Here is a 24465-nt window from a genome sequence, read left to right as displayed (position 1 = left end):
AATTATTTAAGTCCTACAGTCTCTTGTACGTATTCTCTTCTCCAAATCATATATCATAAAGGGAAGTCCTTAAAAAGCATATTAATTAAAAGCTCATCTACGCATTGAGATTCCAATTTCTTGCCAAGATACCTCCATATCATCAGAGGGAGTGTCTCCTAACAGGAAAACAGACTTATTATGGAATAGAGCATCAAATCCGATGTCTTCATAAAAGAGTTTTTCGTCATCATATTGAAAGCCATAATTAATATCGAATTCATTATTAAATATAGCACGGCAAATAAAGTACGCACCTAGACCATAGTAAGTAATAGGTTCATTGGAACCTTTAGGCATGGTTTCAAAGCGATAGTACTTCTCTACTTCAATGGAGTCTTGAGCATTGACTTCAATAGGCTTAAAATAACAGTACCCACGACTAGCGAGAGCTTCATCTAATTGCTGATGTAGAGGGCTTTTTTATGAGCGATGAGACCAGGGATGGCATCTGAATTACTATCGATAAAGTCACACGCATTCAGAAGAATTAAGCCTTCTTGAAAAACTTTGGGACTAGTCTGTCTATCCAGCCATTCACCTAAAAATCGGTTAATACGAGGTGTATTCATAATTTTCTCCTTTCGTAGATATTTGAATCGTCTTTTCTTAAACTAAAATTAGTGTAGCACAGAGGAAATTACAAGAGCAAGCGAAGAGCGGACAAAATTTAAAAATATCAGTAATAATTCTTCTTTATTTTACATTTGTCTCTAATTAGTTCTTCTTCAATAGTGGTAAGACCTGTAACCTTTAATAGACTAGATCTTCTATGACGCTATTTGCTAAATTACCCCCCCCTAGGTCCCAATTAGCAATTCTCTTTAATTGAGGTTATATGCTAATCTTGAGGGGCGGTGTTTATTATTAATATTACAATCTACTGTCACTAAGTCCGAAGTGACAGTAGATTAGGATTGTTTTTAACCCACTCCCCCTCGCCTTGCTATCTTCTATCACTTTATCGAATGGAATCGCCTTATTGTAAAACAAGGGCTGCATATCGGGGGCTTAGGGGAGCTTTTCATATTTTCTAGCCTGATTAATAATGCTTGACAGACCGTTTTCGAGGCTGTGAGGAAAGCTCCTACTTCTTCTATTTTATTAAATTAAGCCCAAAAAAGTCACACACTATTTTTGTGGGTGACTGATAGGTCAAATCATCTAACGTGTTACTGAAAAACAAAAAAACAACTCAACATAGTGAGTCGTTCCTATGACCGGTTTATTCTGGTGTCTGCCACCCACTTGACCCTTACGTTCAAGATTATTATCAGATTGACCATGAGCCGATCCCTCATCTTCATTTACAATGTATCCTAATTTTAGGCTGTTTTCAAGTAAAAATCATTATTTTATTAACTTTTAACATAGAGTTATTTCTAAAGTGAATACGCAAACATAGCTGCTCTCTTCCACATACAAAAAAGCGTAGGAGAATTTCCTACGCTTCACGCTATGTTGGAATTTCACAGCGTTTCCATTAACCCTCAATGAGGTGAGAATGGAACAAATCATCTAACATTATTATACTAAAAGACTAATTCTTTATCAATAAAAACATCAATATCGTATGTGTCCCATTTTGGGAGAAATTAAAATCACCAAGAGAACATAAAAGAAAGACCGAAAAAGTGTAGCGTTTTCACTCATTTCAGTCTTGACTTTACTGTTATCTTGATAATACAATAATTTTAAACTGATTAAGCAATTACTACTTGTTTAATCGGAAAGGCGGAAAGGTGTTCGCGCACCTTCCGTCTTTTTCTCGTGTTTTATCCATAAAATCATTATATCACAATTAGAGTAAATTGCAAGTGTTTTTGCTAAATAAAGTTTCTTAAAATCCTATAATATCAAGAGTTCTTTTAATTTTCTATTATCATAATTTCCTAATCATAGGAGTCAAGCCATCACGTGCAACTCTTGCTCCAGGAATCAAATGCTCACTTTTTCTCCCCTAACTAGATCAAAATGATCTAGTTTTTTTATTTTTTTGTATTCTTTTCTCCAACTACCCAAAAAAATATCTCGTAAATCTCCTGAATAATACAACAAAATTATTTGAGCCATAGCAACAGCACCTTCTTCTGACCAATACATACCCCGTTTTTTCATTCGATATGTCATTTTTCTGTGTTGTGACTCCATCACACCAATGGTTAAATACCCTAGACCTCTATCCTTTGGTGATGCCGTATAGCTAAAGTCATTGATGATACGTTTCTTGAAAGCCTGAAATGACTCTAACTTAGCATCTGTCTCTAATAGCGACTCTGCTGTATCTAAGATTACCTTTAGGCCTGTCCTGTCTCTTTTCCTAATTTTCTTGACTGCAGCATCAGCTAAATCGCAAGAAATAGGAGTAAGATTTTTCTTGATACACTCACTAACATGGTAGGGGTCCCAAAAGTGAATATGCTCACCCTTGGAACAAAAATTCACAAATTCACGGAATGATGACGGAGTGTAGCCTTTTCCTCCATCTGAGTTTGTGATGATAGTTGTTCCTGGTGCAAGCTCAAAATTAGTTGTTATATAATCAAGCAGTGTATCTTTAGCTTTTTTTACTTTTGAGTTAATAACTTCAAATTTATTTTGCAGTTTCTTTCTACAACTACTATCAGAACCCGTGTGTACGACAAAATGGCTTAATTCTATGGAGGATCGTTCTGACTTTCTCACCCAAACACCATCACCTTCAATATAAATTATATCGGTCTTGATTTTTTCCTTTCGTTCGATACTTTCTGATAAAGCCCAAGAATCGTACTCTTCTTTTTGCTTGATGAGATTACCTGCTTCAGACACAGCTCTATGAACGACATTCTTTGAAATACCAATATCTTGTAATAAATCAAATACCTCAACGACTTTACGATAGGGCATAAAAGAGGCCAAAACTGTCACTAAGTATAGAAACTCTTGCGAAAAGCGCTGCCGTGGGATAAGTCCTAACTGTTCGTCTAAAGGGATCCTAATGACATTTCCCTTCTTCCAACGACTTCTTGAAAAAGTCATAGTTCCAAATGAAAAGGTTACTGTTCGTTCTTTTTCGTTAACTCTTTTGAAGCCTTGGGCTCTCATGCTTGTTGCTATTGTCTTCTCATAAGAAGCTACCATCTTAAGGAATAATTGCTGATTATTTTCCCTCAATTTTTGATGAAACTCTAATTCACTAAATGATGCTGTCATTCTTCCTCCAATATATTAAAAAAGACCTACTTATAATAGGTCATCATATTTATAATTATATTTGTGTTTATGTTTATAAGTTTTTGAAATAGTCATTTAGAAATGATGAAGCAGAGCGATAACCGTTCTCTTTTGCTAAACGATTTATCTTCTCACGTACAGAGGGCTGTAACGTGAATTGGAACTGCTTTGTTCTTTCAAAATCTTCTACTACCTTCACTACTTCTTGTTTTGTTTCTTTGTCTTCAGTAGCCTTCAACATGTCACTAATATTTTTATTGTTTTTATCAAATGCCATTAGATATCTCTTTCTTAGATATAATTATATCTATGTTTATATTTATAGTTTAGCAGCAATTTCTTCAAAAGTCACGTCAAGATCATCAAAGAATTTTTTATTATGTTGATAAATCACCTTATCTTCTTTCATCTCAGGAAGGGAAATCTTATCCATAGTTGAACGGTTAAAAAGTTCTTTTTGTGGAATAAATCCAATAACATCATCTTCTTCAGCGAGTGCTTCTATCAACTCTTTAGAAAATTTTGTGTTATGTTTAATCATGTTGCCGACAAAGAATAGTTTGTCTGTCATAAAACTTTCTCTTGTTTTATAATCAAAAGTCTCAGCTTTCAACTCTTCCAGACGCTCCTTGAGATTAAACTTAGCATGATAACCGTGTTCAGAAGGAATAACAGGACTTATAACCGCATGACTAACAATTACCGCATTTCTAGTTGCTGTCGAAAAGTCAGGGTGACAATCAATTATAATATAATCGTATTGTCCTAAATTCTTACTTTCGTAGTTATCCTCTAACCACATGTAAAGTAGCATATCTTTATAATACTTTGTTTCAAGGTCTTTTTCAATATTGTCTAGGCGGATATAACCAGGGATAAGGTCAATATTACCTTTAACATGATGGATAGTTACCTCACCTTTTTGTCTGAAGATATTTGCTATCGTTCCCTCAGCTTCAAAAATATTGTGGGTTTGTGTTAGGTTACATTGATGATCAATGTCTAAAAAAAGAACAGACTTCCCCTTTTTAGCTAGGTCTTCCCCCAGGTTATTTGCTAAAGTGGTTTTTCCCACCCCTCCTTTAATAGCAGCAAAAGTAACGATTTTCATTTTGATGCTTCCTTTCCCTGTTTAACTATATTATTATATAATTATATTGATTGTCAGTTGTTCTAATAAACTCTTACGCTTTCCGTATCTTTGTATTGTTTATGTGCCAAGCTTGTGAGCTTGGAGGTTCCTAAAGGGATACCAAGACGATTAAGTCGTCCCTGCTGTTAATAGAAAAATAACGTAATCTAATTCATAGTCATAACCACCCGTGAAAACGGGTGGCTTGTACACCGGCTGTAAGCCGATAATTGCCAGCTGGCGTCTAAAGACGCTAGCTGAACGTTGTTCAGGTTTGCTTGACTACTTGATTATTGCCCGTTGAACGGGCTTTTATCTTGTTCTGAACCCACCATCTGAAAACGGATCCTCATATTCTTTTACACTTAACTTATCAAGTGCAATATCATCTTTCTCCTGTTCACGAATATATCTCGCTACTGTTTTCTCGTTCAATCCAACTGTACTGACGTAATAACCTCTAGCCCAAAACTTGCGATTTCCATACTTATATTTTAGATTCGCATGTTTGTCAAATATCATTAAAGCACTTTTACTTTTCAAATAACCCATAAAATCCGATATAGCAAGTTTGGGTGGTATTAGTACCAACATATGAACATGGTCTGGCATCATATGTCCTTCGATGATTTCCACTCCCTTATATTGACATAGGTGGCGGATGATGTCTATTAAGTCTGAGCGAACTTTATAGTAGATTGCTTTACGTCGATACTTTGGTGTAAATACAATATGATATTTGCACATCCACTTGGTATGTGATAAACTGTAACTGGTTTTTGCCATTTATTTTTCCTCCTTAGTTTAACCTGAACACTTAAATCATATCAGGAAAAATAAATGGAAGCTCAAAGCCTTATCAGCCACCAGCTTAGCTGGTGGTTTTCTTGTTTTTCTCTTCGAGAAAAACTGGCTTGAAGCCATAATAAAAAAACGCAGGAGTTATCCTGCGTTCTACTACGTTACGTTAAAATTTCATAACGTTTCCATGAACCTATAAGGTGACATGGAACAAGTAATTCTGATCCTTGTCCTCATGTACTTACTGAAGCATGAAGCTAGTAAATAACGGACAGCAAGACGATTATATCTCTTCTACTGTTGAAAAATAGAAACGCAGCTCTTAAAAAAATTATCTTACTATGTTGTACTTCTCTCTATGCCTTCTGAAGGTTCTTTCATTGATCCCTGTCATAGAGGCAACATCTTTGTCTGAATAGCCCGACAAATACAAATCAAATGCGTGCTTAAGTCATTCATCATCTTCTGTAAATAATGCTTTTCTACCTGTGTACTTTCCTTGAGCTTTTGCTAGAGCAATTCCCTGGGCTTGACGTTCCTTAATACGTTCTCTTTCTGCCTGTGCCTGGTATTTGTATATTTCCAAGATCAGGTTGTTAAGTAGCCTTCTTAAATTGTCATCCTCAATCCCTCAAAAGGACAATAGGCTACAGCCTACTGTCCTTCTATTTTTTGTTGTGACCCCATATATCTAACCTTTACCTGATAATAGTCATAACCGTCTTTATAAAAGTGAGGAGTGTTTTCTTTTTTTAAAGGGTCTATCCGAAATTCTGATAATATTGTCAACTTTCGTCTATTCCTTTCAAACATATCACCATAAGACAACATCAACTCAATAAAGATAGTATTATAGTCTTCATCTTTTTTCAAAAATAAAAATTTTGGGAAAGTCACAATTATATCAACTCGATCATCTACTAAGAGTTCATCACCTAAGGAAAGCGGCAAACTTGTGCCAATATATAAATTACTTTCCTCATCCCAACTAACGTCCTCTATTTTTGCTGAGTCTAGGGAAACTGCCGTTGCCTCCCCTCTACCCTTATTTTTTATAATCATATGAAATTCTGTGTTTTCATTGTATTGATAATAGTACGGATCCTTCAAAACTCCTTGATCAACTTTATTTATTGAATAACTAGATGGAAACAGAATAGGAACTTCTCGCCTCCCAATAAAATTCTTACATTCCGTTGAAACAGAATCAATTATCAGGATAGGCTTATATTTGATCTCGTCATCACTCATTGATTGTCGTGTTTGATAATTCAAGGTCATAACAACACCTACTAAGGTTATTAGTGTTCCAAAAATTGATGCATAAAATGACAACAATTCTCCTAAAGATAGTCCTCCAAGAAAAGTATCTAAAAGTAAGGGGGTAATAAACGAAAACACAGTCAATAAAGCAATCAAAACAATCATTTTTTTCAAATTTGTATTATTCATTATGTTATTATACCCCATTCAGTTTTCAATTCCTATTGAATGATATATTTTAAAGCTGTTGTTTCTTCTCTTTGTTTTGCTGCTGTTTCTCTTGCTCAATTGTTTTGTATTTGGTTAAGTTAGACACTACCGTATCACGTTTTTCTTTAAGAGCAGTTCTTTCTAACTGTACTTCTTCTAAGACTTTCTTCATTTGATAAGGGTCTGTATTCTTATCAATATGATTTTTCTCAAGTATCTCTTCAGCAACCTCTACATTAGCCAACTGACCTTGATAAGTTGATAAGGCTCCAATAATTTTATTAGCTTCTGAGAGACGGTCATCCAAACGGTCCAATTCAAAGTCCGTCTCTTCTAATTCTTCCAGGAGTTTATTTTCCAGGTCTTCGTATTGTTGTGAGTTAGTAACATTGTTATCTGATAAAAAGTTCAATTCATCAACCAGGCGGTCCAACTTAGAAATGTATTTATTTTTCTTAAGCAAGAGATCCCCACTCTTTTGTGAAAGTTGCTTCATTACAGTTCCACCTGTGATATAGCGATTTTGATTTGAGTGGTCAGGATTGAGAAAGTAAAAGAAATCTTTTTGTTTAACGTAAGCTGTGAAAGTTCCGTCTTCGTTTTGGTCTAGCATCCGTGCAGGTATTTTGATTTGACCTTTTTGGTCAATACCAAAATCAACTATCACAAAGATACCTTGTGAGGTCACTTCATCAACTTGCCACTCTTCAAGATCTAACTTGTATTCAAAGTCTTCCTCTTTTTGTTCTTGCTCTTCCTGGTACATTACAACAACATCTTCTTTGGAATAAACAACTTCATTCTTTGCTAAAGCCTTCTTAATCTCTTCTAAAGAATATTTTCCTTTTTTGGAAAGTGTACGATCACGGGTAAACTTTTGCTGTCCCTTATCCTCTAAGCGATACTTAACATACTTTCCTGAAAAATCAACAGTTACATTTAGCCTCTTTGCTTTTTCCTTGAAATCTTCTAGGGAAAGAGAGTGCCGCAATAAAAAGTCAAGACGTTCTTTTATTTCGACCTTATAGACATTCTGTCTTCTCCAAGCTGAATATTTTGTATAGCTATTATTTAGTTTAGGTTCAATAACTTTAGCACCTGCAATCTCTGCATGCTTATTTGAAATCTCATACAACATTTTAGCTGTGTTCTTCTTCCATTGAAATTTTTTCATAGTAACACTATTTGTTGTATTTAAAATAATATGGTTATGCAAGTGTCCTTTATCCATGTGTGTTGCAATAACAAACTGGTACTGTCCACCCGTCAATTCCATAATAGTTTTACGTCCTATCTCATGTACCTCTTCTGGGGTTAAATTGTCATCAGGTGAAAATGATTGAATGATGTGGTGTGCTAAAACTTTTTTAGGATCATGTAAATCAGATTGATAGGCGTTCAATCCAGAACGGCCATTAAAAATATCTGCACTTTCTTTCATCAAAACAAAGTCGTCAAATATATTTTCTGCATCAGACTCATCAGTAAGATTGTGACCACTGACTAGACGTTTACACAAAGTCCCGTCAATAAGCTCCATAGGAAATGAATCTTGTTCTAAAGTGTTTGTCTCTGCTTTCAACGTCTTCGCATCCTGTGTGATATAGTTGATAGACCTCTTTAGGTTCTCAGTCTTTTTGATTTGGAGTACTTTCGTAATTGGCATTTTCTTTCAATAAATTCCCTTCTTTAAACTCGGTCATTATAACTTTGTTCATTTCTTTTATCTCTTGACGTAACATCTCAAAGGCTTCGGGTTCAACTGTTCCTGTTTCATGAATATATCTAACAATTTGGTTAACGTTACGTCCAATATCATTAACTTCTCGACGTAGTTGCATAAGTTCGGAATAGTCATAGTTATTAACTTTTCCGTTAAGTGCTAACTCTAATAGAAATTGTTGGCGACTTTTTCCTGATTTTTCTACACGTTTTTTTAATTCTTTAACCTCTTTAGGGTTTAGTCTTAGTTTGCATTCTATGTATCTTTCACGCTTTACCATTTGTTACATCCTTTCATGTTTGCCTATCTTTTAGTTATTATCCTGTGTCTTAAACCTAAATAAAACCATTCTTCATTATTTACTTGTTGTAAAAAGAGTCCAGTTTTTTCTACTTTGGTTATGCTGAATCTATGGATATAGAGTGCTGGACAAACCTCATGATATAGGGGTATACTTTCTATCTGGCAAGATTAGTATGTGGGGCCCCACATACTGAAATAAAAAAGAAATCGCTCAAACCAGGACCCCATTTTAGGCCCTGTTTTTGCGATACTTTTTTAATCTTGGGGAAGACCCCAAACCCCTGATTTTGTCGCTTGCGCTCTCTTTCATGAGTGACACTTTTCCAAACTGTACACTCTTTTTAAGTGTGCAGTTTTACAACTTGCACACCTTGACAATCTGGACATCTTTTTAAGATGACCATTTAAAATATATTTCCCATTTAAGCGCCATGTTCAAAATCAAGAATATCCTGCTTAATTTTGGTATATTCAGCATCAGTCATATTTTCAAGAGCTGTTATAGTTTGTGTAAGATTTTCAGCGAAATCTTCACCTCCATCTTCAAAGCCATTTTGTTTAAAATCGTCTAGGTCAGCTTGTAAGATTCTAACAAGTGCTTCCTTAGGTCTACGAACATTCATAACATTAAGTGTCTTTTTACCTTGGATAAAATCTTCCATATCAAGAAGATAATCCATGAGTGTCATTTCAACAGTTGTTTCTTGTTCTTTAGTAATCGTCATCTTGATCTTCCTCTCTTCTTTCAATTTGTGTTAGTGTTTTTGTTCTGTCCCTTCTTGTTAAGGAATTCTTGCGGGACATTACATTTGAATTCCTTGTGATTTTTTTGGGGCTTCGTCTTCTTCAGCAGTTTTTCCGCTAGTGCGCTTTTTTGCTTGTGCTAGGCTATCATAGAAGGTATTTTCTTTCGTTGATACCTTATCACGGCTAACACCCTTATCTTCTGATAATTTTTGATATTTGGTCATAGCGTGATCAATACGCTCAATCAAACTAGCGCTTTCTTTTTGAACAATCTCTAGTTGAGCAGTCAAACTTTCCAAACCACCTTCGGCAACAGCCCATGAAGCTAGATAACCAAAACTTCGCTCTATACCCATATCAATACCTAGGTGTCTTGAAACGACATAGGCAACAGACTCCGCTTGTAATTCACCAGTCGAATATTTAAGGTCAGGATAATTTTCAGCAATCGTTTTGTCGTTGTGTAATTCTGAGTGTGCCATTTCATGAATAAGTGTACCTATCACTTGTGCAGGCTGTCGTTTTGCCTGATTAGAAATAACAATCTCATTTCTTTTTGTATCATAAAAGCCACCTACACCTGGTTCTGTTTGATCAAACCGAATTGGAACACCATTGCTTTGTGAGATTTCTTTTAGACTACGATACATATTGTTATAGTCTTCTTTGCTGAGTGGTGTTGTAGCATCCCCACTCATACTTGGAATATCTAATATTTTTCCTTCTTGCGGTGTTACTTGAGACACATCAAATACAGGGACGCTTCTGAAGATTATTCGCTTAAGTTCTTCACCTGTCTTAGGATCTATTTTAGGGTTCCCGTATATATCTTTGATTGTAACTTTAACAGGAGCCTGAATATAGATAGCTTTTTGACCTTTAACAGAACCACCACGCTTTTTCCATTGATTGAAAGAGGCGACCAATGTTGCTTCAGGAAGTTGTGCTTTTATTAGTTGGATATTTCTAGGAGAATAATTGTTAAAATCGGCCATGCCGTTGAGGAATTCTCTGTAATTGTCCGAATTAAAATAGGACTTAATTCCTTCTTTCAAATGTTCGTTAAGAGCCTTGATGTCATTATTCTTAATCATATTGGTCACAGTCATATCACGTTGCTGCTTAGTGTAGCTATTATCAGAAGCGTTAAGTGGATCAGTACTTTCTGAAACCTCTTGACCGTCAGGCACTCCATCACCATCAGAGTCGAGTGTTGCTAATGATTGCTCTCGCTTAATTGCTTGTGACTTAGACTGTATCGGACTAAAATCATTGTTATTCATGATATCTAACATCTCTTTACCACCATCCTTGATATAATGCTTGTTAATAGAAAGCGTATCAATTTGTTCTCCTTTCTTACGATAAACCCCAAAAATAGCCCTCTCTTCAGCTATTTCATTCATTTGTAAATTTAGGGTTTTACCAGGCTTCATCAAAGAAGCAGGGAACGTTTCGCCATCATCTGTCCTAAATGCAAGTACCAAATCGCTATCTTCTGTACGGATTGCCTTTGATACATCCAACCTATGGAACTTTTCAATATCACTTACATCATTGAAATAGAAAGAACTTGAGTCAATTATAGCTTTAAGGTCAGGCATAATTTGAAGTTTTGAGAATGCAGCCCCTTTATTAGCAAGATAGATATTGTCAAAGTGTCCTTGACCTTGAACAATATTGTCTAGGGCTATGCTAGAGGTGATACCTTGCTTGATAAGATAAATACCTGTTAAGTGCATAAAATGCTCTTTTTCAAAGGTGATCTCAATAGACTTAACCTCATCCTTATCTTTGACAAAATAAGTTACTTTACTTCCTGCAAGTGTTTCATCATACCACTTGGCCACTTCTTGAAGCTGTTGTGCATAGCGGTTTAATTTACGTAATTCCTTGCTACTAATAGGATGATAGTGTGGTTTATAAATTGACTTTGGTTCTTCAGGTATGGTAAAATTAAGTAAAGGTTGAGACTGAGTTTGAGTCGGTGACGACTCATTCAAAGGTTGCGGTTCATCCGCTTCAGGTAGAGGTGCTGCCTCCTGGTTTCCAGGTAAATCCCCGAATTCGTTCTCAGCCTTTTTTGTGTGCTCCTGGGCCTTCTCAGGAGCTTTTTTATCTAGTTTGATAAGTCCTTTTTCAGCTTTTAGATAGTCGTTCCAGTCGTTTTTCTTTTGGCCGTCTGCAAGTGGGGGAATATCGACTTTAACAGGAATATTCATATCTTGAAATTTTTCTTTTATAAATTTTCGGCCTGCTTCGTCATTATCTACGGCTAGAGTAATTAAACCATTTTCTAGGCGTTGAGAAACGTTATCGAGCATATGCAGACGATCAATAAGCTGTCCTAGCTCCCTTCTGTTGTCCTTTATGACTTGTGACGGGCGATTGGGTCCAGTTGGGTCAGAAGAGGCCATATCAGCCACATAACGGCTCACAGTGGCCTTTTTTAGACCATCCATAGCAACAAGTCTGACATCTTTCAGACTTTCCTTGTGGGCTTCGTAATAGCTCATAAGGTCAATAGGAGCTTCTGCAAAGATCAAGCGTTTAGGTTGGCCGATATCAAATGTTAAACCCATCATCCCGTCAGAGTGAGTCATGATTTTTTTCAAGCGCCCTCGTTCGTGAATATCGGGATGATTTTCAATTCCCTGGAGTGTTGCTCCTTTAAGCGACCCATCTACATCAAGAGACTTAAAGACTATTACAGGCTCAATCAAATCTCCTGTCTTATGATTAGCTTGAGCTAAGACTCCTGCTTTTAAAAAGAGGTCTATCGTCTCATCTGATAGCCCTCTTTCATTTTTTAGATAAGCACGCCCTAGGTCAAAGTCTTTTGACTCAAAACGCTTAAGATAATAGTTAAATGGTTCTCTTTCTGGTAGAGGTTCGAATTCAATGGTTTCGAATTCTCCTGTAATTAGGTAGTTGACAGCTTCTTTAAAATTTGGACGTTTTCCAGTGTTTAATTCTTGGATAACTTGTACCAGGTTAATAGTGTCACCACCTGTTTCTTGAGACCACCATCTAAAAGTGTTTCGTTCTGGATAGAGCTTCAAAGAGTCGTGTTCTTCCCAATGATAGACGTTTCCACGTTCTGGAATAAGTTTCATTCCAAGACCTTCAGCAACAGCTAGAATATCTTTAGCCTTGGCTTCGTCACGTTGCTTGTTTGATAGTAGGTTCGATAGTGCTTGTCCTCGTTCTGCTGCATTTGACATAGGTTAATTTCCTTTCTATCCGATTTCTTTCCCTCGTTCAATTTGTTTTGTTATGGCCAGTCTAACTTTGGCCACAAAGTCCTCTTTTTTCATTTTCCCTTCACCTATCTTAGCAAGTGCTGTTTCCCATTTACCAGTTGTTTCAGGATTGGTATAAGCTATATTGAGCTTATCCAAATAATGAATTAGCAATATTCCTCGTTCAGTTGGGAATAGTTGGCCACTCTTTTTGTCCTTTGTGATATACCCTTTATCCTGGACAGACTTAATCATGGCATCCCGTGTGGCGGGTGTTCCCAAGCTGTACTTAGGTAGCCATTTTTTCAAAAGGCTGTTTTCAGTGATACGTTGAGGAGGTTTTGTTGCATCTTCCTTCAGTTGACGTTCTACGGCAATTTCTTGTCCCTCCTGGTATGAAGGTAAAACCTGTTCCTTACTTTGACTAGGAAGATAGACCTGCCAGCCTTTAGATAGAGTCACAGAGCCAGTTGTTTTAAACTCTTTCTCGTTATTATCCAGGGTAATACTTGTTGACGTGTACTCATAATCTGGTGCAAACATCAACAACGTTCTGAAGGTCACCATCTGATAAATCAGACGTTCTTCTTTTTCTAGCTCTTCCATATTTGGGAGGATCTCGGTAGGAATAATAGCATAGTGTTCCACCACTTTTTTATCATTGACAAAAAACTTTCTAGGACTTCTGTTTGGTGTTTCTATGGTTTTACCAATAGCTGCTTGATAGTCGTCAATATGCTCTACTAGGTAATCAAATTCATTAGTTGTGATAAGATTTGAGTTTGTCCGTGGATAGGACATATAACCTTTTTGATAGAGACTTTGGATGATACTTTTTGTCCTATCAGCATCAAATTTATAGAGTTTAGACATTTCAGCTTGAATATCTGTAAGGTTATAGAGTTTAGGAGCTGTCTTTGATTTTTTCTCAGAAGATACCTGGGTAATCATTGCCCTATCTGACAATAATTCTAGGGCTTCTACAGCTTCTGCTTCAGTTTCAAACTTGGCTTCATGAGAGAAAGCGACCTGGTTTGTCTGGTCAAATAATCGGAGTTGCCAAAATGGCTTTGAAACAAAATTCTCTATTTCCTCATTATTTTTAACAATTAGCGAAACAATAGGGGTCTGTACTCGTCCGACCGTCATACCTTTGGACTTTTCAGGAATTAGTTCATGATCTCGCATCATAAGAGTTGTAAATGGACTCAAATTAAAACCTACTAGCCAGTCAGCTTCTCCTCGTGCTTCAGCTTCATGGTAATAGTTGACTGTTTCTTCAGGTCTTCTTAAGTTTCTAAATGCCATATCTAGCCCTTTTTGAGTTAGTGAGTTGGCCCATAAACGGCAACTCACCTTTTTCAAACTACCTGGTATCTTGTTGAGAATATAATAGGCAATTGCTTCTCCTTCACGGTCTGGGTCCGTTCCAATCATAATACTGTCAACGTTCTTAATAGCATTCTTGATGGCGTTGAAATTCTTCTTGGTATTTTTTTTGATTTCAAATTCAAAATGATCGGGGAACATTGGAAGACGTTCTACGCTTTCCCAATTTTCAAAATTAGTCCAGGGGTTAGACCGTTCAACCAAGTGTCCAACCGCAGGACGGACAAGAACCTGGGCAGATAGTTGCTCGGAATAAACATTCCAACCAGTATCAGCCTTCTTTGGGGTTCCCAAAGCATTAGCATATTTTTTTGCCTGGTCGGGCTTTTCTGCTAAGAGTAGTATTGTTCGCATCTTATTATTCCTTTCTAAATATATGTTATGCTAATAAGGTAAATTGGTTTGTCACCTTACTGAATCTTTCATAATTTTCCTTTATGATATAGCTATGTTATTTTTTTGTAAAAAAAACAACATAATAAAGATATAATAATTAAACCACTAGAAAGAGGTAAATATCATGTCATATGAAAAAGCGTATAGCGTAGAAGCTAATATTGATTTAACACCCTTGGAAGCACACAGACGATCCATATTATCAACGGGAGATTTTAATAAACTATATGATAAGCGCGCCTTCCAGTGTGGCAAATTGTGCCCTTTTAAACTGACTTTGACTAATTTCGGTTTAGAAGATTATAACAAGACTCCTCATTTTACACCTGGAGCAAGAAATCAAGTTCACGATTGTCAAAACTGCGATGTAATCGTAAAAAATTACGAATTAAGGGAACTTGAAACTGAAAAGGAAAACCATGGATCATTTTACCGTGATAAGAATAAGATCATTATTGATGTCGATCTTGTCAAAGGAGATTTAGCTGTTATTTCTCAACCTAGACAGAAAGAGAACGAGCCCCAAATGTCTGGCCCTTTATCTAACTCCAAAACAAAGTCTAGAGAGTCCAAATATATTGATGACAAGACCTTTAAAATGCACATTAAGCGGCTGAAAGACCTAGTTCAGTATTACTTGGATGAACAAGCAGGCGAACGATACACGTTTTTCAATAAAAATAATAAAGAGATAAACTTATCAAAGTATTTCATTGATCTATCAGAAGCAGGACAAAGAAATATCAATCTTGAAGACGTCCATATCTACTTTGATAATGCTTCCGTACGATATATCAATTTTGAGGACAAACCTGAAAATGACTATTTCCTAGTGCAGTTCAAAAGTAAATGTACTTTGAATAATGTAACCGCCACTCCTACAATCACGATTAATAAACAATCAGCTAGTCATCGTGGTGTTAAATATAAACTCGATATTTTAGAAAAAGCAGCTAAGGATGAACAACCATTAAGATTATTTTTCTTTGGTAGGTTCAAGAAACACAACACAAAAGATTACATCAATCCTGCTGTTAAACATGAATATATTCTATTATTTAGTTATCAGTTAAAATTTCAAAGTCCAACAATTCTTCATAAGTAAGTTCAATGATTTTGTATGAACCTATAAACCCAAAAGTTTGTAAAAAGTGACTCTCAACTACACTTTTAGCTTCTTCATAGCTAAAAAATGGTTGCGTATCGCAAAACTCATCGGACCACGCTAAACTTCCGTTATCTTGTGGGACTAGCCAAACAGAGTTTCCCATATGAACTAGCATAAGTACCACATAATATTTTTTATCTACTTTCTCGTTTGTTACTTGTGTTGACATCTTACTTCTCCTTAAATACTCCGCCCTTGTTTCTTTTTAGGGCTATCTTGTAATTTAGCGCTTTGTTTCTCAAGACTATCAGCAAGTTTTAACAAATACTTGTCTACCTCCCTTTCTTTAGCTATTGCAAGAAAGCTCGCTCCAGGGGCACGACCAATAGTACCTTCTTGAACTAATGACGTAACCCCTCTGCTTGATGCAATATAGTGATCGTATTCCTCGGCTTCATGCGAATACATTCTTAGTGGAAGTATGCCTTCTTCGCCATAAATTGATATTCTATCAAGACAGTTCCTAGCGGTATTTCCATAAACCCCTCTAATCAACCCAATATTACAATCAATATCTCTAATTACACCATCTTGATCTTGAGAAAAGATATTTGGGTGGTCTACAATAGCGTAAGACTTAATATCTGCCTTAAATGCAATATTAAGAACCTCCTTCTTAGACATATCCCCAGAAATTTTTGCATAATATGTAGGGCTCCGTTGAGTCAAAAAACCAATGATATAGGCTTCATTCTCCCTTGGAAACAATTGCTCACTATTCACAAGTTTAAATAGAGCCTCATAATTAAAAACTTTGGTTTTCGCATAAGTCAGGAAATTCTGAAGGTCATCAACTCGTGGATCATCGTTCGTTATCATGTCATAAAGCTCTTGGGTGTTTGCAACGCCAAAGTAATCATATAAACTCATTTGTTATTTCTCCCATTTTTTGAAATAGAAAAAGCCAGGTCTATTAATACTTGGCTTTTATTATTATCTAGATTGATTGATTTTATTTAAAAGTTCTTCCAACTCCTGGACAAGTGGATCAGTTGGATTGTTTTGCATATAGTCAATAAGTTCATCAAAGGTACTTCCCCCTAAATCTTCCATCAGGCCCTTAAAACCTCGTGGTTTTTGTTTGATATCTTCAGTCATATAATCACCTCCGTTTCTTGTATTATATCACTATCAATCTTCATCCCATGCAAAAGGCAAAACATCTTCAGTTTCTTCCAATTCGTCTTCTACGACTGTTTCATGATGAATTGGTAAGACGGTTTCTTGAAATGCACTCTCAGAGGCAATCTCAGCATTATCTTCAGAGGTCATTACAGCTTGGTTAGTCTCTACTTCTTCGTTGCTTGCTTGAGCTTCATTTTTAGCAATTTCAGCTTCAAGTTCAGCAGTCAAATCAGCGACTGTTTCAGATTCGATAGTGGCCAAAAATTCTTCAATATCAGACCCATAGCGGACATAATCATACCAGTTATTATCAGAAGGACTATCCGCAAGCCAGTCTTTCATTGGGTGTAGATTTACACTTGTCTTTTTATCTCGACAAACATTCTGCTTGGCAATAAAGACTAAGGCTTCATCAATACCGATACGTGCAACCTCGTCAGGTGTCATCAAATCACGTCCTTGACGTTGGTGGGACGTACTGCTTGAGCCACCACGTCCACGACTTTCTGAATAGTTCTGAATATCAATTGTTTGTTTACCTGCACGCATTGAAAAATACTTCATGGTATCTTCATCATTCGTACCTAAATAAAGCAGAGTTGCACAGTTATTTAAGATTGTTTTCCAGTCATCTTTATACAGGGCTTTTAATTGGTTAATGGCTTGTAAGATGATCTTAATGGACATTTCACGGCTTCGAACAGAGGCCAGAACCTCATTGAAGTTAGGAATACGGCCAATATTGGCAAATTCGTCAATAATAAATTGAACATGAAGAAGGTCCTCATAGCTGTAACCTTCACGTCTTCCCTGGATAATTGCATCAGCACCGTGGGTTAATTCCTCAAACATGATTGCAAAGAATGTTGAGGCTAAGAAGTTGAAAGCCTTATTTGTTTCTGGAATTGCAATAAAGACGGCCGTCTTTTGAGTATTCCATGTGTCAATACCCATGGAATCTGTCTTAATCATATCAGTAACGGCTTGGTGATCAAAGACAGAATATTGTGCAGACATCACAGCAAGCACTGAGTTTCTTGTTTCTGCTTGAAAATTTGCATTAAAAAGGTCCCATTGACGACAAGCATAGTTCCCAGGGAGTGCCTCTTCCAACTCTTCAAACATTAGTTCTACAGGAGCAGGAACATCTTCCTCTTTGCGTTGCAAGTTACGCAAGAGGTCCCCAATCATAGAAAGATTAGGCTCATAACCTCGAACCTGACTATCAAAATAGAGATAACCAATTAAGGCCCTGGTTAAAAGCAAGTTGGCTTGTACCCAGAAATTTTCCCCCTGGGAATCTGATTTTTTAGTTCCTTCAATGATAGCTTCAGTTACTCGGTCTATATCTAGTTCTGAGTGCATATACTTGAAGGGGTTAAACGTATTTGAATTTGATAAAGTTACCAGGTCAAACACTTTAACCTGATAACCATGTTCTTCCAACATTGTACCCACTTCATGCACAAGTAACCCTTTAGGGTCAGTTACAACATAAGAACCGTTCATTTGCATTAGATTAGGCTTAACATAAGTAAAGGTTTTACCATCACCAGGAAGACCACAAGCAAGAACATTCTTGTTTAGTTGCCACTCAAAGGGGAGGCGCTTGTTGTAAATCCCCATCTTCACATTCTGAGTGAAAAGCATGTTATTTTCAGTCTCTTTGTCCTGAAACCCCTGGAGTTCTCTTGGAGTCGCAAAGCGGGCCGACCCTGCTTCTTCTCCTGATCTTAGATTTTTTGTGGTACTCATTTTACTATAAAGAACAAGAGCAATAAAGAAACCTATGGCCATTGCAGAAAACCCTAAAGGCTTGGAACTAAAGAGAAAATAAGGAGGGCTGAAATAGTTTGTTACTGTATACTCATAAGGCATGAATAAGTGTTCTGCCGTTACAGGTGGGGACATAGAGAACAGTGTGTAGCCACGGTTTAAAGCTAGGGCAAAGATAAGCCCTAATACTGCAAATGGCCAGAATTTAGGTTTTTTCTTTTGCATAAGCCCCTCCTAAACTGACTTCGTAGGCTTCTTAACTTTAGTTCCTACTGACTGTTTTGGCGTTGCTGCCTTATGTTTAGCGATTTGTTCTTGAGGTTTTAAGTCTTTAGGAGTCTTCTGAAGAGATTTAATTTGTTTTTTGTCGTTAATAATATCTTCTTTTACTCTTTCAAGAGCTGCTTGAAATTGTTTTTGATCTTTTGATTTAAACCAGTAGTTATAGTTGCCATTTGCTAACTCTTCTGCATGAAATTGAATGCCATATTCTTTCAAATAGGCTTTTAACTTATATAGGTTCATTTCATTATTTGAGAATTGCTTGTAATCTAATGTATCGCCTCTCTTCTTTAGGGCATCAATAGATTTTTTCTCGCCAGGCATAGTCTCAATTTTAGTAGAAACCATCTTACCTATATCAACAGCTCTATCTGCTGCTGCTTTCGCTAGAACGCAACTGATATTGAATAGGAGCCTAGCCGTCATGTTCCCTTGATTTTTAAATTCTCTAATGACAGCTTCTTGATCTACAACCATTTTTCTTCTCCTTTATCCTGGATAATCTGACTCTTTCGGCAACTTAGTTACCTCATAGCCATACATAGCCTTTTTGGCTTTTTTTACAGTAAATTTGAAACGTGATGATTTAGTCTTATCATCTTTGTTATAACTAACAACGTAAGTCATTTCATAAGTCTGCTTATCTTTGGTTTGTACCTTTTCAAGTAGGACCGCTGTTGTAGTGACTTTGTCAAAAGGTTTGTTAGAAACCTTTGAACTAATGAAATTAGCAAGGTCACTATTTGTAAGATATGCTCCAATAAAATAGCGACTAAAAACATCTACTTCATGTTCATCTGACATATCATTAACAGTTGAGGTTTGTTTTGGTGTAGACTGTGTTGTTTTAATTGCTCCCGTTTTAAGACCTACTGCAATAGTGTGTGAAACACCTGCTCCATAGAGGGCTAAGAAGAGAACAACCAACCAAGCCACAATTTTACCAAAACTTACAATGTTAAGATTGCTTCCTGTATAAGATGATGAAGGAACAACATTATTGCTAGTAGGAAGATTTGTTTTTGTGTCTGAAATAGGTGACACTTGTTCCACTTCATCAATATTCACTGGGTTACTTTCTTCTGGTTCTGATACTGATTGAGGAGGAACCTTTAGGGCTTGTTTAGGTTTCCGACGACTAAACAAGCCTCCTCCTCCTTCGACAACACCAAAGTCTTTTAGAGATTGTTGAAGATCCCCTTCCGTTGGGGGAATTTCTACAGTCTTCTCTTCTAGGATTTCATTTGTTTTAGCGTTTAAATGAGTTAATTTATAGCGCCCCATAGTGTTTGTGGCCAGGTGTCTTGTTTCAATTTGCTCCATTTCATAGAGAAATTGAGCACGATTTGCAAATTCACTAATTTTGTTTGTCTGTAGATTTGTGACTTGAAATGTCATTATCAATCACCCTCCTTGTAATTCTTAAGAGCAGCATCTAATTCTTCAGGACTTATATCATAACGCTTGATTACTTCAAGGCGTGCTTCCACTTCTAGCTCTTCAATTTGCTTATTATAACCATCTAAGCGCTTCTGAGTTTCTGCAAGTTGTTTCTCCGTCTTTGCTTTCAATTCTAAAGCCCTATCTAAGCGTTCTTGAATTGTCTTCTTTTTACGTTTAGGTTTTTGTTCAGTTTGTTCTTCTTGTAGTTTTTCTTGATAGTCGTTCATTGTTTATATTTCCTTTCATTGTTTACGTTCAAGCATGATATTACAGTTAGCAAAAACAGGATCATCTTCATCTACATCTACTAGCAAACATTCAAGTTGATCGCAAGTCTGTTTTAGCCTATTAGCTGTTCGTGGTTTTAACAAGGCACTGTTAGAAATGAATACAATCATCCTGATCACTGTGTTGTTTTCAATAAATTCCAATTTTGGTTCATTGTAGTCCATTATCCTCTCACGCCTCTATAATGTAATCATAAAGACGTTCTAGCACTTTCTGCCCCTTAACAACCATACAATGACACCCTCACCTAGATAACTCTCAAATTGGATATAAGCGGTACCATAAGGAATTAAAGCCTGTACTCCTTCCATGTTCTCATCCCTATACTGATTCGGTAACGTTCTGGATAATTCATCAAGACTTTGTTTAAAATCTTTAAATTCCATCTGATTATTCCTCGCTGTTTAAAGAGTCTGTAGAGGTTGGTGAAGTAGCGTTTCCGCTTCCGCTAGTACCAGTAGAAGCAGAGGCATTACTTCCAGAGCTTGAAGCACTCTCTAGTGTGCCATAGCTATTAGTAGTGTCTGTAACATTTGCTGAGTCTGTAACAATAAGGTAGCTCATGTTATTGACCTTAAACTTTTTACCATCTTTAGTGAAAGTTAAGCGCAGTGTATTTTTACTAGCAACATTCTTCTGAGCATCTTTATAGTCGCCCTTATTTTTCAGAAGTGTATTTGTGTAGTTGATTGTGGCAATGGCTGTATTATTCTTTTCATCAATAAAGATATCAGCTGATTTGAAAGCCTGGTCAACCACATAACCCTTATAAGTTTGATTAACGGGTTCATTTTCCATATTGACAACAGACGTATATAGTCCATCAGTCATAAATGGTTTATAACGAGAACGGTTCTCCTCTAGGTCCTTCTTCGTGTAATAGGCAATCAAGAATTTCCTGATATAGTCCTGGGTCAATTCTGTTCCTTCAGCAACTTTTTTTGTTTTAGGAGCTGACACTTTCTGTGTTGACTTTCCAATATGTCCAACACCGAACCCAATAACGAAGATCAGAACCACCACAATAGCAATTCCTACTCCTTTTAAAATTTTAACTTTGAATGTATCAATCATAATAGACCTTTCTTTCATTGTATTTTACTGTCCAGGAGGCATAGCGAAACTATAATAATTTGCATTATTGACAACCCTCCAATGGACCTTATCTTGGACAAAATTATAGTTAAGCTCAGAAATCAAGAATGAACCATCATCATTAACGTGCTCAACAAACATTACATGCCCATAGATACCTAAAGTACCGTCAAAGCCACCAGCAGTTGAACATACGGCCCCAACTTGAGGGGTTGAGGTAGTATGCCAACCGTTTTGAGCTACAAGGTTAGCAACCCAGTCTTGACCGTTTCCAAGTTGAGGAGCTACATCAAGTCCCCAAGTTTCGTGGACTCGGTTCCAAACATAGAACGTACACTGTCCTGCAGGGTAATTGTTTCCTGGGTAACCTGTCACAGTGTTGCTAGACGGTTGACCCCATTTTAGTTTTCCTTCATATTCACTAGGGAAGTCCCAAGAGGATGCCTTAGTGCCTCCTGGCCCTGAACCTGTTCCTGAGCTCTTAGGTGTTTGATGGAACCAGGTCAAAGCCTGTTTCGCAATCTTTTGACGTTCGCTGATTTTATCGCCTGGAACACCTTCCCATTGAGAAAGAAAGCGACTTGTCAGGGTATCTACGTCATCATTGCTTGTCAATACGCTTTTTAGAATATTGATATAGTAAGCGTTATCTCCTTCAAGCATGAAACGGACTTGGGCTTCAAGCGTGTACCATTTTTTGTCAATCTTCTTAGCATATTCAAGTAAGAGTGTGTGACGTGTTGCCCCATCTGCTGTGTCTGTCCACTGACCTAGACCGAGTCCACGGTGAAGAATGTTTGGGAAACCTCCACCATAAATAGCAGGGCCTCCCATATTCAACCATTCCTCATTTTCCCATGAGTCGGCAGAAGCTCCGACAGGAGGGGAGAGATAATCTCCTTCAGCACGTTTAGGCTCAATTTGAGACTCTACACCAAAACACCCTGCCATTGCAGCAATTCCATTGTCAGTCGCTTCAGGGAGAGATTTTTTGACCAAATCATACAGTTGTTTTGCCCGTCCACTCATTTCACCTGCCGTCTCAGTTGTTGTTACTTGTGTGTGTTGACTGTATGCGACAAAAGGGAAGTAAAAGCCAGGATTGACAATTTGCCATTTATCAATCTTCTTCCCTTTTTTATCTACGTTACGGGTGAAGGTTCTGGAATCCTCATTATCTTCATCACGTTTTTCAAGATATTTGGCTTCGTCATAATACCGTTTGTCATCCTTGTCGTTACTGTCCAAAGTCTCTTTGCGTTTAGCATAGGCAATTTTTTGTCCATTACCTTGAACAGACCCTAATTCAGTCCCCTCTTCAATCTTGTCTCCAGACTTAACACGGGCTCCTGATACGTTATAGAAAATAAACTCCGCATTATCTGTATAGATAATGATATTAGTCTTCTGTTTCTTTTCTTCGCTTTCCTTCTTATCTTTTGGAAGGTTCGTTTTAAAGGTCTTTAGTGTAGATTTTCCAACCTCAACTTTTCCGTCCATAGGTGCATAAAGTTTTTGACCTGAAGAGGCCTTAATAGTCGTGTTATAGCTAAACTTATCTTTTGCTGTATAACCATAACGTTTTTCTATCATGACTCCTTCAGACTGACTTTTATCATCAGCAGCATTATATAGAGGGTTTTGAAGTTCTTGCATTCCAGGGTATTTCCCTGACTCCTTTGCATTTTCAAGAATTTCTTCATATTCTTCACGATCAGACTTACTGAGTTTGGTCCACTCTTTCCCGTTTGTATAGACATCTTTCATTGTCTTCAGGTTGTTTGGGTCTTCGTTTTCCTGCTTCCAAATATCATCAAGAGCATCTGAGAAATGGTTTAGGCCAAATTTCCCTGCCCATTTTCCACCATTACCATCTTCCCATTTGGCAGATGGTTCCCATTCTCCTCCGTAACGGTAATTCATGTATAACAGAATTTCATCAATATCTGTGTAGTATTCAACCTTACCATTCGATTTTTTACGGTCTGTCTTAGATAGTTGGACCCAGGAATCATTTAGACTGAAATCTGTTTGTTGGACAATCTTTGAAGAAAATGCTCCTGATATAATGACAATTAGAAGAAGTAAAGCTGCAACAGCAGCCACCCCCCAACCAACTGGGGTAGAAAAGAATGCAATTGCTCCGTTGACAGCAGAAGCAGCAGACTTAATAGCTAACTGAGCTACTTGCAAGGCTCTTCTAAATACTTTGACACTTGCCTGAGCAGCACGCCTGGCATTTTTCGCTGTCCTCTTTGCGACTCTTCCCGCTGATTTGGTTGAACGTTTGGCAAAACGAGGGGCTTTAACAACCCCTTTTCCAGTTTTTTTAGCGACTTTTCCAAAACTACGCCCTGCCTTACGAGCGCTATGTCTCATGCTGTTAGCTGTTCGTAGCGCTTTAACTCCCTCAGCCGTGTCTTCGTTTTGATTAAGAACAGTCTCAATATAAGAGCTTCCCATACTTAAACCTGTTTTTCCAGCCATTCTTACAGTCTGACGGGTTTTTGTAGGGTTTGTCTTTTTAACTATCTTCTTTGTCTTACGAGCAATCCTTAAGTTATCTTTATTCTTCTTAAGTTTGAGAGCTTCAGCTCCCCCTCCTTCACGGTAGTTCTTAGCAGCTTCCCGATAAGCGGCCTTAGCTTCTTTATACTCTTTATTAGCACCTCGCTGTGCAATTCGGCCTCTATTGTTATTATGCCTTTGAACAGCCTGACTGATTTCTTGTTTTCTTTGAGAGTATCTACTTTTTGGCGATTGTTCATTACTCAAGAAATAATCACCCCTTTCTATTTAGATATGAAAAAAGAGGTGATTATCTATC

At 37.1% G+C, this 24465-nt stretch carries 23 protein-coding genes and 1 pseudogene; 1 reads left to right on the top strand and 23 read right to left on the bottom strand.

From position 1 onward, the window contains the following. Positions 1–93 precede the first annotated feature (93 nt). The 13 genes and pseudogenes from ADF62_RS11495 to ADF62_RS06050 form a co-directional block, all read right to left on the bottom strand. A complete protein-coding gene (locus ADF62_RS11495; RefSeq protein ID WP_239665000.1) occupies positions 94–339 on the bottom strand; it encodes a hypothetical protein in 246 nt (81 codons plus the stop codon). Between the two features lie 98 nt (positions 340–437). Beyond that, a complete protein-coding gene (locus ADF62_RS11490; RefSeq protein ID WP_239664999.1) occupies positions 438–611 on the bottom strand; it encodes a hypothetical protein in 174 nt (57 codons plus the stop codon). A 1366-nt stretch (positions 612–1977) separates the two neighbouring features. Further along, positions 1978–3234 carry an ISLre2 family transposase gene (locus ADF62_RS06100; RefSeq protein ID WP_053090509.1) on the bottom strand — a complete coding sequence of 419 codons (1257 nt, stop codon included), beginning with the start codon at positions 3232–3234 and terminating at the stop codon, positions 1978–1980. A 73-nt stretch (positions 3235–3307) separates the two neighbouring features. Next, a complete protein-coding gene (locus ADF62_RS06095; protein ID WP_048788349.1) occupies positions 3308–3532 on the bottom strand; it encodes a hypothetical protein in 225 nt (74 codons plus the stop codon). Positions 3533–3574: 42 nt separating this feature from the next. Beyond that, entirely contained in the window at positions 3575–4366 is a 792-nt protein-coding gene (locus tag ADF62_RS06090; protein ID WP_048788348.1) for a ParA family protein, read from the bottom strand. 333 nt (positions 4367–4699) lie between these two features. Continuing rightward, positions 4700–5173 (bottom strand): IS200/IS605 family transposase, encoded by a 474-nt coding sequence (gene tnpA / locus ADF62_RS06085; RefSeq protein ID WP_003092321.1) that lies wholly within the window; start codon positions 5171–5173, stop codon positions 4700–4702. A 346-nt stretch (positions 5174–5519) separates the two neighbouring features. Further along, a pseudogene (locus tag ADF62_RS06080) lies at positions 5520–5819 on the bottom strand (terminase gpP N-terminus-related DNA-binding protein); the annotation flags it as partial. A gap of 23 nt (positions 5820–5842) precedes the next feature. Continuing rightward, on the bottom strand, positions 5843–6640 hold the full coding sequence (locus tag ADF62_RS06075; RefSeq protein WP_065425432.1) for a hypothetical protein: 798 nt from the start codon (positions 6638–6640) through the stop codon (positions 5843–5845). Positions 6641–6689: 49 nt separating this feature from the next. After that, positions 6690–8327 carry a helical hairpin domain-containing protein gene (locus tag ADF62_RS06070; RefSeq protein WP_048788346.1) on the bottom strand — a complete coding sequence of 546 codons (1638 nt, stop codon included), beginning with the start codon at positions 8325–8327 and terminating at the stop codon, positions 6690–6692. After that, on the bottom strand, positions 8290–8664 hold the full coding sequence (locus tag ADF62_RS06065; protein WP_048788345.1) for a plasmid mobilization protein: 375 nt from the start codon (positions 8662–8664) through the stop codon (positions 8290–8292). The genes ADF62_RS06070 and ADF62_RS06065 overlap by 38 nt, the downstream gene beginning before the upstream one ends. 445 nt (positions 8665–9109) lie before the next feature. Next, positions 9110–9412, bottom strand: a complete 303-nt coding sequence (locus tag ADF62_RS06060; RefSeq protein ID WP_048788344.1) for a hypothetical protein — start codon at positions 9410–9412, stop codon at positions 9110–9112. A 78-nt stretch (positions 9413–9490) separates the two neighbouring features. Continuing rightward, positions 9491–12658: a PBECR4 domain-containing protein gene (locus ADF62_RS06055; RefSeq protein ID WP_065425431.1), complete on the bottom strand. Its 3168-nt coding sequence runs from the start codon at positions 12656–12658 to the stop codon at positions 9491–9493. A gap of 15 nt (positions 12659–12673) precedes the next feature. Then, the gene (locus ADF62_RS06050) at positions 12674–14419 is read right to left on the bottom strand and encodes a DNA topoisomerase (RefSeq protein ID WP_048788343.1); all 1746 of its coding nucleotides are present in this window, start codon (positions 14417–14419) and stop codon (positions 12674–12676) included. 166 nt (positions 14420–14585) lie between these two features. Here ADF62_RS06050 and ADF62_RS06045 point away from each other — a divergent pair, with 166 nt between their 5' ends. Continuing rightward, entirely contained in the window at positions 14586–15566 is a 981-nt protein-coding gene (locus ADF62_RS06045; protein WP_065425430.1) for a hypothetical protein, read from the top strand. Here ADF62_RS06045 and ADF62_RS06040 read toward each other — a convergent pair. From ADF62_RS06040 to ADF62_RS05995, 10 genes are all read right to left on the bottom strand, one after another. After that, positions 15520–15798, bottom strand: coding sequence for a hypothetical protein (locus ADF62_RS06040; RefSeq protein WP_048788342.1), 279 nt, complete (start codon positions 15796–15798; stop codon positions 15520–15522). The genes ADF62_RS06045 and ADF62_RS06040 overlap by 47 nt on opposite strands. Positions 15799–15809: 11 nt before the next feature. Then, positions 15810–16499 (bottom strand): hypothetical protein, encoded by a 690-nt coding sequence (locus ADF62_RS06035; RefSeq protein WP_048788341.1) that lies wholly within the window; start codon positions 16497–16499, stop codon positions 15810–15812. 63 nt (positions 16500–16562) lie between these two features. After that, a complete protein-coding gene (locus ADF62_RS10975; RefSeq protein WP_160312380.1) occupies positions 16563–16727 on the bottom strand; it encodes a hypothetical protein in 165 nt (54 codons plus the stop codon). 33 nt (positions 16728–16760) lie between these two features. Next, positions 16761–18755 carry a VirD4-like conjugal transfer protein, CD1115 family gene (locus tag ADF62_RS06030; protein WP_048788340.1) on the bottom strand — a complete coding sequence of 665 codons (1995 nt, stop codon included), beginning with the start codon at positions 18753–18755 and terminating at the stop codon, positions 16761–16763. 9 nt (positions 18756–18764) lie between these two features. Beyond that, positions 18765–19289, bottom strand: a complete 525-nt coding sequence (locus tag ADF62_RS06025) for a DUF3801 domain-containing protein (RefSeq protein ID WP_048788339.1) — start codon at positions 19287–19289, stop codon at positions 18765–18767. Positions 19290–19301: 12 nt separating this feature from the next. Beyond that, complete coding sequence (locus ADF62_RS06020) at positions 19302–20210, bottom strand: hypothetical protein (protein WP_048788338.1); 909 nt, start codon at positions 20208–20210, stop codon at positions 19302–19304. A 2-nt stretch (positions 20211–20212) separates the two neighbouring features. Beyond that, on the bottom strand, positions 20213–20482 hold the full coding sequence (locus ADF62_RS06015) for a DUF4315 family protein (protein WP_048788337.1): 270 nt from the start codon (positions 20480–20482) through the stop codon (positions 20213–20215). A gap of 264 nt (positions 20483–20746) precedes the next feature. Next, positions 20747–20929 (bottom strand): hypothetical protein, encoded by a 183-nt coding sequence (locus ADF62_RS06005; protein WP_048788335.1) that lies wholly within the window; start codon positions 20927–20929, stop codon positions 20747–20749. A gap of 4 nt (positions 20930–20933) precedes the next feature. Further along, complete coding sequence (locus ADF62_RS06000) at positions 20934–21617, bottom strand: hypothetical protein (RefSeq protein WP_048788334.1); 684 nt, start codon at positions 21615–21617, stop codon at positions 20934–20936. A gap of 24 nt (positions 21618–21641) precedes the next feature. After that, positions 21642–24413 carry a phage tail tip lysozyme gene (locus ADF62_RS05995; protein WP_048788333.1) on the bottom strand — a complete coding sequence of 924 codons (2772 nt, stop codon included), beginning with the start codon at positions 24411–24413 and terminating at the stop codon, positions 21642–21644. Positions 24414–24465: the final 52 nt, after the last annotated feature.

The organism is Streptococcus sp. 1004_SSPC (assembly GCF_001069025.1).
Taxonomy (GTDB): Bacteria; Bacillota; Bacilli; order Lactobacillales; family Streptococcaceae; genus Streptococcus; species Streptococcus vestibularis.
This window is presented reverse-complemented; position numbering and strand designations above follow the sequence as displayed.

Bases quoted from the DNA above. Each gene is read 5' to 3' on its own strand.
- ADF62_RS11495 (WP_239665000.1), bottom strand. From the start codon at position 339: ATGCCTAAAGGTTCCAATGAACCTATTACTTACTATGGTCTAGGTGCG.
- ADF62_RS11490 (WP_239664999.1), bottom strand. From the start codon at position 611: ATGAATACACCTCGTATTAACCGATTTTTAGGTGAATGGCTGGATAGA.
- ADF62_RS06100 (WP_053090509.1), bottom strand. From the start codon at position 3,234: ATGACAGCATCATTTAGTGAATTAGAGTTTCATCAAAAATTGAGGGAA.
- ADF62_RS06095 (WP_048788349.1), bottom strand. From the start codon at position 3,532: ATGGCATTTGATAAAAACAATAAAAATATTAGTGACATGTTGAAGGCT.
- ADF62_RS06090 (WP_048788348.1), bottom strand. From the start codon at position 4,366: ATGAAAATCGTTACTTTTGCTGCTATTAAAGGAGGGGTGGGAAAAACC.
- tnpA (WP_003092321.1), bottom strand. From the start codon at position 5,173: ATGGCAAAAACCAGTTACAGTTTATCACATACCAAGTGGATGTGCAAA.
- ADF62_RS06075 (WP_065425432.1), bottom strand. From the start codon at position 6,640: ATGAATAATACAAATTTGAAAAAAATGATTGTTTTGATTGCTTTATTG.
- ADF62_RS06070 (WP_048788346.1), bottom strand. From the start codon at position 8,327: ATGCCAATTACGAAAGTACTCCAAATCAAAAAGACTGAGAACCTAAAG.
- ADF62_RS06065 (WP_048788345.1), bottom strand. From the start codon at position 8,664: ATGGTAAAGCGTGAAAGATACATAGAATGCAAACTAAGACTAAACCCT.
- ADF62_RS06060 (WP_048788344.1), bottom strand. From the start codon at position 9,412: ATGACGATTACTAAAGAACAAGAAACAACTGTTGAAATGACACTCATG.
- ADF62_RS06055 (WP_065425431.1), bottom strand. From the start codon at position 12,658: ATGTCAAATGCAGCAGAACGAGGACAAGCACTATCGAACCTACTATCA.
- ADF62_RS06050 (WP_048788343.1), bottom strand. From the start codon at position 14,419: ATGCGAACAATACTACTCTTAGCAGAAAAGCCCGACCAGGCAAAAAAA.
- ADF62_RS06045 (WP_065425430.1), top strand. From the start codon at position 14,586: ATGTCATATGAAAAAGCGTATAGCGTAGAAGCTAATATTGATTTAACA.
- ADF62_RS06040 (WP_048788342.1), bottom strand. From the start codon at position 15,798: ATGTCAACACAAGTAACAAACGAGAAAGTAGATAAAAAATATTATGTG.
- ADF62_RS06035 (WP_048788341.1), bottom strand. From the start codon at position 16,499: ATGAGTTTATATGATTACTTTGGCGTTGCAAACACCCAAGAGCTTTAT.
- ADF62_RS10975 (WP_160312380.1), bottom strand. From the start codon at position 16,727: ATGACTGAAGATATCAAACAAAAACCACGAGGTTTTAAGGGCCTGATG.
- ADF62_RS06030 (WP_048788340.1), bottom strand. From the start codon at position 18,755: ATGCAAAAGAAAAAACCTAAATTCTGGCCATTTGCAGTATTAGGGCTT.
- ADF62_RS06025 (WP_048788339.1), bottom strand. From the start codon at position 19,289: ATGGTTGTAGATCAAGAAGCTGTCATTAGAGAATTTAAAAATCAAGGG.
- ADF62_RS06020 (WP_048788338.1), bottom strand. From the start codon at position 20,210: ATGACATTTCAAGTCACAAATCTACAGACAAACAAAATTAGTGAATTT.
- ADF62_RS06015 (WP_048788337.1), bottom strand. From the start codon at position 20,482: ATGAACGACTATCAAGAAAAACTACAAGAAGAACAAACTGAACAAAAA.
- ADF62_RS06005 (WP_048788335.1), bottom strand. From the start codon at position 20,929: ATGGAATTTAAAGATTTTAAACAAAGTCTTGATGAATTATCCAGAACG.
- ADF62_RS06000 (WP_048788334.1), bottom strand. From the start codon at position 21,617: ATGATTGATACATTCAAAGTTAAAATTTTAAAAGGAGTAGGAATTGCT.